Raw genomic sequence first — 8,251 nt, forward strand, 5'->3', positions numbered from 1 at the left:
TTCATGCTCCCCGGCCATGGCATTTTTTAAATTTCTTACCGCTACCGCACGGGCACGGATCATTTCGTCCGACTTTGGGCTGTTGTCGTTTGAATGTGCGGGTCTGTTTCCCCGCCTGTGATGCTGCCGCCATCGGGTTACTTTCCTGTGGTGCGCCTTTCGATTGGGCGCCAGCTGCCAAACCCATCCCGGTCGCATCGGCATGGGAAGTCTGCATTTGTGATTGGCCGGCATCGCCGGTTCTTTCCGGTATGTTCACCTGTAGCTTGTAAACCAGGTTGACGATTTCGCGGTCGATAGTGATGATCATTTTCTGGAAAATAGCGAACGCTTCGCGTTTGTAAATGTCAATCGGTTTGCCCATAGCACCATGGTAGGCACGCAGACCGATCCCCGTGCGAAGCTCGTCCATCTCCGCGAGGTGATCGCGCCAGTGCCGGTCGATTGTCGAAAGAACAGCGTAACGTTCCAGTTGGCGCATCACTTCTTCGCCGTAGGTTGATTCCTTATGTTTGTAAATGTGTGTAACTGCGCCGAGAACTTGTTCTTTGAGTTTGTCGTGCGACAGGGCAGCTATGTCTTCCGGTTTGAACTCAAGGTTTAGCAAGTAAGTTTTGCGCAGATCATCGACGAAGGCGGTGAGATTCCAATCTTCAGGGTACTGTCCCTCGGGGCAGTACTGTTCGATCAGGTCGTCGAGCACTTCCTGGATAAGTTCGACCACTTCGTCTTTAATTGATGGTCGTTCCAGCGCTGCCAGTCGGCGTTCGTAGATATGACTGCGCTGGATATTCATTACATCATCGTAGTCGAGAGTGTGTTTGCGGATGGCGAAGTTTTGTGCCTCGACTTTTTTCTGGGCGCGTTCAATCGCCTTGGTGACCATCCCGTGCTTGATTACCTCCCCATCCTCGACGCCGAGTCGGTCCATGATTGAACCGAGTCGATCACCGCCGAAGAGCCGCATAAGGTCATCTTCCAGCGAGAGGAAAAACTGTGACGATCCGGGGTCACCCTGTCGACCGGCGCGACCACGCAGCTGTCGGTCGATGCGACGAGCTTCGTGTCGTTCAGTACCGACAATATGCAGGCCACCACAACCCGTGACGCCCTCACCGAGACGGATATCGGTACCACGACCAGCCATGTTGGTGGCGATCGTTACCGCCCCGCTTGAACCAGCATTTGCCACAATCTCCGCTTCGCTCTGATGATGTTTGGCATTGAGTACATTGTGTGTCAAGCCAGTACGCTTGAGCATTCGGGAGAGCGTCTCAGACACATCCACAGAAGTTGTACCGACCAGCACCGGTCGGCCTTCGTTGTGCTTCTCAACAATCTCCTCAATAATGGCGTTGTATTTTTCGCTGCGGGTGCGATAGATATTGTCCTCGCCATCATCGCGGATAATCGTCCGGTTGGGCGGCACCACCAGAACATCCAGCTTGTAAATATCCCAGAACTCCCCGGCTTCTGTTTCCGCCGTACCAGTCATACCAGCCAGTTTGTCATACATGCGGAAGTAGTTCTGGAGTGTGATCGTGGCCAACGTCTGTGATTCGGCTTCGATTCGTACTTGTTCTTTCGCCTCGATGGCTTGATGCAAACCGTCACTGTAACGTCGTCCCGGAAGAACACGCCCGGTAAATTCGTCGACGATCATCACCTTGCCCTCTTGCAGGACATACTCAACATCCTTCTCGTAGAGCGAATAGGCACGCAGCAGTTGGTTCAACGCGTGGACTTTTTCGGAGCGCTCAGAGTGAACGCTGTAGATTTCGTCGGTCTTTTTCTGGCGATCCTCTTTTGAGAGGGAGCTGTCTCCATCGAGTTCCGAAAGCATGGTGGAAATATCAGGAATCTCAAATAGTTTCTGTTCGTCGGGGCTGAGTTGAGCGGTGCCAAGATCGGTCAGCGCGATGCTGTGTTCGCGTTCATCAATAAAGTAGTATAGCCGGTCGTCGATTTCGTGTAATTTCTTGTCGCGCATGAAAGAAGATTCAACGTCGGTGACCAGTTTCTTCATGCCCGTTTCGTTCATGATCTTCAGGAGTTTCTTGTTTTTAGGTGCACCGCGCTGTGCAGCGAGCAGGAGAATACCGATCTCGAAGTCATCTTCCGCTTTTTCCGCGGCCAGAAGCTCGCCTGCTTTGGACAGCATGTCATTGATAAGCACGGTCTGTTTGCGAACGACAGTATCGACCGTGCTACGCATCTCCCGGTAGCGGTCATGGACACTGCGTTCCACCTGACCGGAGATTATCAATGGGGTACGGGCTTCATCGACCAGAATAGAATCCACCTCGTCAATAATAGCGTAGTGGTAATTACGGTGCACGCGATCTTCAGCCTGCTGGCACATGTTGTCGCGCAGGTAATCAAAACCGAACTCATTGGCGGTGCCGAACGTAATGTCACATTCGTACATTGTGCGTCGGTCAGCATTGATCATCTGGTTCTGGATAACGCCAACAGTAAGTCCGAGGTCTTTGTATATCTTGCCCATCCATTCGCTGTCGCGACGGGCGAGGTAGTCGTTGACAGTGACCATGTGGACACCCTTGCCCTCAAGTGCATTGAGATAACAGGCAAGCGTGGCGACAAGAGTTTTGCCTTCGCCGGTGGCCATCTCGGCAATCTTACCCTGATGCAGGGCAACACCCCCGATGAGTTGGACATCGAAATGGACCATATTCCACTCAGTTGGCATATCGCAGACATCCCAGGTCTGTCCCAGATTGCGGCGACAAGCCTCTTTGACAACGGCGAACGCTTCGCCCATGAGATCATCAAGCGTCTCGCCCTCGGCTACCCGTTTGCGGAACTCATCGGTTTTGGCAACCAGTTGCTCATCGGAAAGGCTGTTCAGGGTTTCAAAGTGACCGTTGATCTCATCAACGAATGGCGCCAGTTTCTTGACATCGCGGTCATGTTTGGTGCCAAATATCTTGGTAATCAAATTCATCATATGTTCAATTCTCACTTATAATGTTCAACCCCAACAATAAACAATTTCAATGACGTTGGCAATGTGGTTCGGGGATGGCTTTGCCATGTTCTTTTGTGCTCCCCGGAGTCGAGGGGCGGCGGAGACAAGCCCCGGCTCTACGCGAAATTGGAGAAAACAAAAATCCAGACCGGGTTTGCCTGTCCTTATGTGCAACTTATCTCTTGTTACCGAAATCTGCCTGACATACCTTGGAAGTGTGATATCAGAATCAGAGAAGGGAATTGTAGTAGCCACGCGCGGGAGGCTGTTTGATGTGCGTGCCGAAGACGGCTCACATGTGAAATGTGAAGTCCGCCAGAAGGTTAAGCATGTTGCCAAGGGTGTTACGCCCGTGGCGGTGGGCGATGATGTGATATTTACCCGTGCTACGGACGGGCGGGGAGCTATAGATAAGGTTATGGAGCGTCGCACGGCGTTTCTCCGTCCGATGGTTGGCAGCGAGACCAAAATGCAGGTGTTGGCCGCCAATCTTGATATTCTGGCGGCGGTTGTATCGATCAAGTCACCAAAGTTAAAAACTGGCCTGATCGACCGCTTTTTGATCGCTGCAGATATGGGGAACCTAATCCCGCTAATCGTGGTCAACAAGACCGACTTGCAGCATCCCCCGGACCTTCAGGAAATCATGGCGGCCTACCGGGAGCTTGACTACGGAGTGGTGGATGTATCAGCCGAGACCGGCCAGGGGTTGGACACTCTCCGCGAGCGGCTTAGTGGCCATCGAACGCTGTTTGCCGGTCATTCCGGGGTTGGCAAATCAACTATCCTCAACATGTTGATCCCCAGTCTGGATCTTAAGACGCGTCGGGTTTCGTCGTCCAGCAACAAGGGCAAGCACACCACCACCCATATCGAGATGTTTGAACTTCCCGACGGTGGTTTTGTAGTGGATTCGCCCGGGCTTAAGGTTATGGGACTCTGGGAGGTAGACCGTGAGATTCTTCCACATTACTATCGTGATTTCGAACCGTACTATGTCGACTGCCGTTTTCAGCCATGCAGTCACGTTCACGAACCCAACTGTGCGGTCAAGGCGGCTGTTGAGGAGGGGAAGATAGCCCGCTTCAGATATGACAATTACATTTCGATAGCAGCATCAATCTGATGCGTTTTTTTTCGTATTAGTTTTGTCAACAGAACATACTAACATACCGATGGTTATAGCAGTACGATGGCTTCAAATGGAATAGAATTCAGAGTCGGGATTATCATCCTGATGGGTCTTATGATCCTCGCTGGGTCCCTGTACTGGTTGCAGGGGTACAAGCTGGAGAGAAACGCCCAGATTATCAATATCCGTTTCGACGACGTGGGAACGCTGGCGGCTGGTGATCGGGTGACGGTATCCGGCGTACGGCGAGGGAGAGTGCGTGATCTCAAGCTCACTTCCGATGGAGTGGAAGTGAAGCTTCTGTTATACAAGGATGTGATTCTCAAGCGTGATGCCCGATTTGTTATCAAGAACCTTGGACTGATGGGGGAACGTTTTATCGCTATCCATCCGGGTAACGATTCTGTCCTGTTTGATCCAACTCATGTGGCCGATGGACAGTACGACACCGGTTTACCGGAAGTAATGGGGCTGATGGGAGAAATGGTTACCGAGTTGCGAGACCTGGTGTTCGCTTTCCGCCGTCACACAGGCTCGGACTCTACTTTAGCCAGTCTTGATCGCACGGTAGCCAGTCTGGAGGAAGTCTCGTCCTCAATGGCCGCTTATCTTTCTCGGAACAACACAAAACTCGACAAGACCGTTGACAATTTCTACAATGCTTCCAGAAACCTCAACCAGATCCTGTCCGACAATAGCGAACGAATTGACTCCACGTTTGATCGGTTCGATCGCTCTTCATTGCGGCTGGAAATGTTTGTTGGTCAACTCGACACTCTCGCTCTCTCGGCCCGACAGTTTGCCGACCGCGTGAACTCACCGGATGGTACCCTGCAGCTACTGATCGAGGACCGTCGTTTGTATGACGATCTCCGTCGTACAGCCGACAATCTGGATGACCTGATCACTGACATTCGCGCCAACCCGCGTAAGTATATTAACCTGACGTTGGAGCTTTTCTAAGTATGAGCAAGTTCAAACTGGCCTTTGGCATTCATAACCACCAACCGGTAGGGAATTTTCAGGCAGTTTTTGAAGAGGCTCACACTAATGCCTACGAACCGTTTCTACAGCTGATAAAGCAAATGCCATGTATGAGGATTTCTCTGCATCAGTCGGGTATTCTATGGAGATGGCAACAAGAAGCGCATCCCGAATATTTCCAGCTGGTGGGAGAACTGGTTGATCGAGGACAGGTCGAACTTATGACCGGCGGTTTCTATGAACCGATTCTGGTGTCTATTCCAGAACGGGATTGTCATGGCCAAATTGCTATGCTCAGCGATTATATCGAGAGACATTTTGAGCGACAGGCGGAAGGATTGTGGTTGACGGAACGTATTTGGGAACCGCACCTGCCCAAATTGCTGGCTCAGTCGGGCGTGAAGTATTTACCTATCGACGACACCCATTTTCTATATGCCGGGTTCGAACCGAACCAGTTGACCGGGCCGTTTGTCACTGAGAACGAGGGATTCAGTGTACGACTCCTGCCGATTCAAAAGCGCCTTCGTTATCTTATTCCGTTTGGCACGGTCGAGGAAGTAATTGACGAGCTGAAGAGTCAGGCCGAAGGTTGTTCCGATGGTCTGGCTGTCTATGCCGATGATGGTGAGAAGTTTGGGGTCTGGCCCCAGACCAACGAACACTGCTACGCTGACGGTTGGCTGCAAGACTTTATGGAAGAAGTTGATAAGAACAGCGACTGGCTGGAAGTTATCCCTTTGGGCGAAGCGGCTCAATGCAAACCGATCGGCCGAGCATACCTTCCGTCGGCATCGTACTCCGAGATGCTCCATTGGGCGCTTCCGCCGACCGCTTTCCTGGAGTTAGAGCAGTTCGAGAAATGGCTCAAAAGTGAGAAGAAACTGGACCGCTATGGGCGCTATGTTCGTGGTGGCCATTGGCGGGGTTTTCTAGCCAAGTATGACGAAGCTAACCTGATGCACAAGAAGATGTTGGCTGTCTCTGACCGACTGGACGACTTTGAGAAAAACAACCCGGGACGGATCGAAGAAGCAGTAGGGTTACGCGACAGGCTCTATGCCGGGCAGTGCAATTGTCCATACTGGCACGGTGTTTTCGGGGGATTGTATCTACCCCACATCCGTCAGGCGGTCTATGCTAATCTCATTGAAGCCGATGGTGGTCTTGCCAAACTTGCGGACGATAAAAAATTGATCATAGAGGCCCGTGACTACGATGCTGATGGTTTCGATGAAGTCGTGGTATCATCAGAACTTCTCTCGGCAGTTCTGAAACCGAATCGCGGTGGAAGCCTCATCGGGTTAGCCCTCAACAGACACCGTTTCGATCCCACTGACACACTAACCCGTCGTAAGGAAGGGTATCACCTTAAACTTGACCGAGCCGTAACCAAGGTTACAGGGAGCGACAAGACGACCTCTATTCACGATCTGATTCTCGCCAAAGAGGAGGGCCTCAGTGACCTTCTTCGCGAGGACTGGTATCTCAAGCGCTGCCTGATAGACCATTTCTTCACCGACGATGTTAACTCTGAACGGTTCTGCTCCGGCATCTACGGTGAAGAGGGAGATTTCATAGTCGAACCGTATGATGCTGACATCGAAAGCACCGGCAATAATGTAACATTGGTTCGTAACGGTCATCTATGGCGACCCGAAGGCGTGATCCCACTGCGTGTTGAGAAGTGTTGTACCTTTGACCCCATATCGGAACATATCCGGATTAGGTATGCGCTATCTTGTTCGGAAGGTCATCACGTCGGAGTGAATTTCGGAATCGAAAACAACTTCAATTTCCAAGCAGGTCATGCCGAAGATCGATTTATACTGATTGATGGGCAACGATATGACAATTGCTATCTCGACTCTGTTGGAGCCTATTCCCAGGTTCGCGGATACAGTCTGCACGATCAGTATCGTGATGTCGGATTGGCTGTCATAGGAGACCGATCGTCGGAAATCTGGCATATGCCCATCTTTACGGTATCTCTTTCGGAGGGTGGCTTTGAGAAGGTTTATCAGGGAACGACATTTGTGCACCTGTTCCGTCTTGAGCTGTCGAACACTCCGCTGGAACTTCAGATCGACCTCTACGCTGGTGCGATCAACACTCTTCCAAACAGGATAGAGACTGTCCCGGCGGCCAATTCCTGATCCGGGACTGCGCATGGACGACACCAAGAAAATCGTAGTCATCTCCGACGGCACGGGCCAGACTGCCAAACGGTTGATGGACGCTGTTCTGTCTCAATATGCCTACAAGGAAATTGAGTATACTGTTCTACGCACCTACCAGGAAGTACGCGGCATGGAACGCTGCGACGAAATTCTTGATGAGATTGACGATCAGTATTTGGTTGTCTTCTCTGTCATATCAAGGGGTCTGTCACAGTATCTGCATGAGAAATTGCACGCCATGAACATTCTGCATCTGAATGTGCTCAAGCCGATGGTCTCTACCATGTCCAAGTTTCTCGGTGTCCACCCGGATTTTGAGCCGGGCCTTTTGCAGAGGATTGATGATCGGTACTACAAGAAGATCGACGCGATTGGATTCACAGTCGAGCATGACGACGGCCGGGGAATGTTGATAGAGGAGGCTGATGTAGTTCTGCTCGGGGCATCACGCACCTGCAAGACACCGATTAGTATGTATCTCGCTTGTAATCATGGGGTGAAGGCGGCCAACATACCGATCTTCCCAACCAGTACCATGGAGCAATATATCCTTACCCGTCTGAAGTCATTTAGCCAGAACAAGGTGTTTGGCTTAATGATGCAACCTGATACGCTGGTAGAGATTCGTCAGGAACGATCCCATCACCTGGCCCACACGGTAGAAGGGCGGACGGATATCGAAGACTACTTCGATGTACACAAGATCCGAGAGGAACTACGGTTCTGCCGTCATCTGTTTGCTGTGGGCGAATGGAAAACCATCGACGTAACGCGCCGCGCAATCGAGGAAATCTCAGACGATATTTTGGAAATCTTGAGGATTGAAAGAGCCTAAGAAAAGTGGTTCCGGTCGAACCAGGTTGACCAACTTCGCACTGTTCCCGCAAAGTGATAATGTCCTATATGAGCATTTTAGAAATGTCCTAATGATTAGCTATACTTCATCCCAAAAGGCAAGGGATGAAT

At 51.2% G+C, this 8,251-nt stretch carries 5 protein-coding genes; 4 read left to right on the forward strand and 1 reads right to left on the reverse strand.

What is annotated here, in order from left to right; translation table 11 throughout:
- Position 1 precedes the first annotated feature (1 nt).
- Entirely contained in the window at positions 2–2,968 is a 2,967-nt protein-coding gene (gene secA / locus KOO62_05070; protein MBU8933360.1) for a preprotein translocase subunit SecA, read from the reverse strand.
- A gap of 238 nt (positions 2,969–3,206) precedes the next feature.
- On the opposite strand from secA, the gene rsgA reads away from it, so the two are divergent.
- The 4 genes from rsgA to KOO62_05090 all read left to right on the forward strand — a co-directional run bounded on the left by rsgA (position 3,207) and on the right by KOO62_05090 (position 8,120).
- The gene (rsgA, locus tag KOO62_05075) at positions 3,207–4,115 is read left to right on the forward strand and encodes a ribosome small subunit-dependent GTPase A (GenBank protein MBU8933361.1); all 909 of its coding nucleotides are present in this window, start codon (positions 3,207–3,209) and stop codon (positions 4,113–4,115) included.
- Between the two features lie 66 nt (positions 4,116–4,181).
- Positions 4,182–5,084: an MCE family protein gene (locus KOO62_05080; GenBank protein ID MBU8933362.1), complete on the forward strand. Its 903-nt coding sequence runs from the start codon at positions 4,182–4,184 to the stop codon at positions 5,082–5,084.
- Between the two features lie 2 nt (positions 5,085–5,086).
- Positions 5,087–7,261, forward strand: a complete 2,175-nt coding sequence (locus tag KOO62_05085; protein MBU8933363.1) for a DUF1926 domain-containing protein — start codon at positions 5,087–5,089, stop codon at positions 7,259–7,261.
- Positions 7,262–7,274: 13 nt separating this feature from the next.
- Positions 7,275–8,120: a kinase/pyrophosphorylase gene (locus tag KOO62_05090; protein MBU8933364.1), complete on the forward strand. Its 846-nt coding sequence runs from the start codon at positions 7,275–7,277 to the stop codon at positions 8,118–8,120.
- Positions 8,121–8,251 lie beyond the last annotated feature (131 nt).

The sequence above is a fragment of the Candidatus Zixiibacteriota bacterium genome, assembly GCA_019038695.1.
Classification (GTDB): Bacteria; Zixibacteria; MSB-5A5; order GN15; family FEB-12; genus B120-G9.

What these genes read in the sequence shown, in the direction of transcription:
- KOO62_05090 (MBU8933364.1), top strand. Translation starts at nt 7,275, where the DNA reads ATGGACGACACCAAGAAAATCGTAGTCATCTCCGACGGCACGGGCCAG.
- KOO62_05085 (MBU8933363.1), top strand. Translation starts at nt 5,087, where the DNA reads ATGAGCAAGTTCAAACTGGCCTTTGGCATTCATAACCACCAACCGGTA.
- secA (MBU8933360.1), bottom strand. Translation starts at nt 2,968, where the DNA reads ATGATGAATTTGATTACCAAGATATTTGGCACCAAACATGACCGCGAT.
- KOO62_05080 (MBU8933362.1), top strand. Translation starts at nt 4,182, where the DNA reads ATGGCTTCAAATGGAATAGAATTCAGAGTCGGGATTATCATCCTGATG.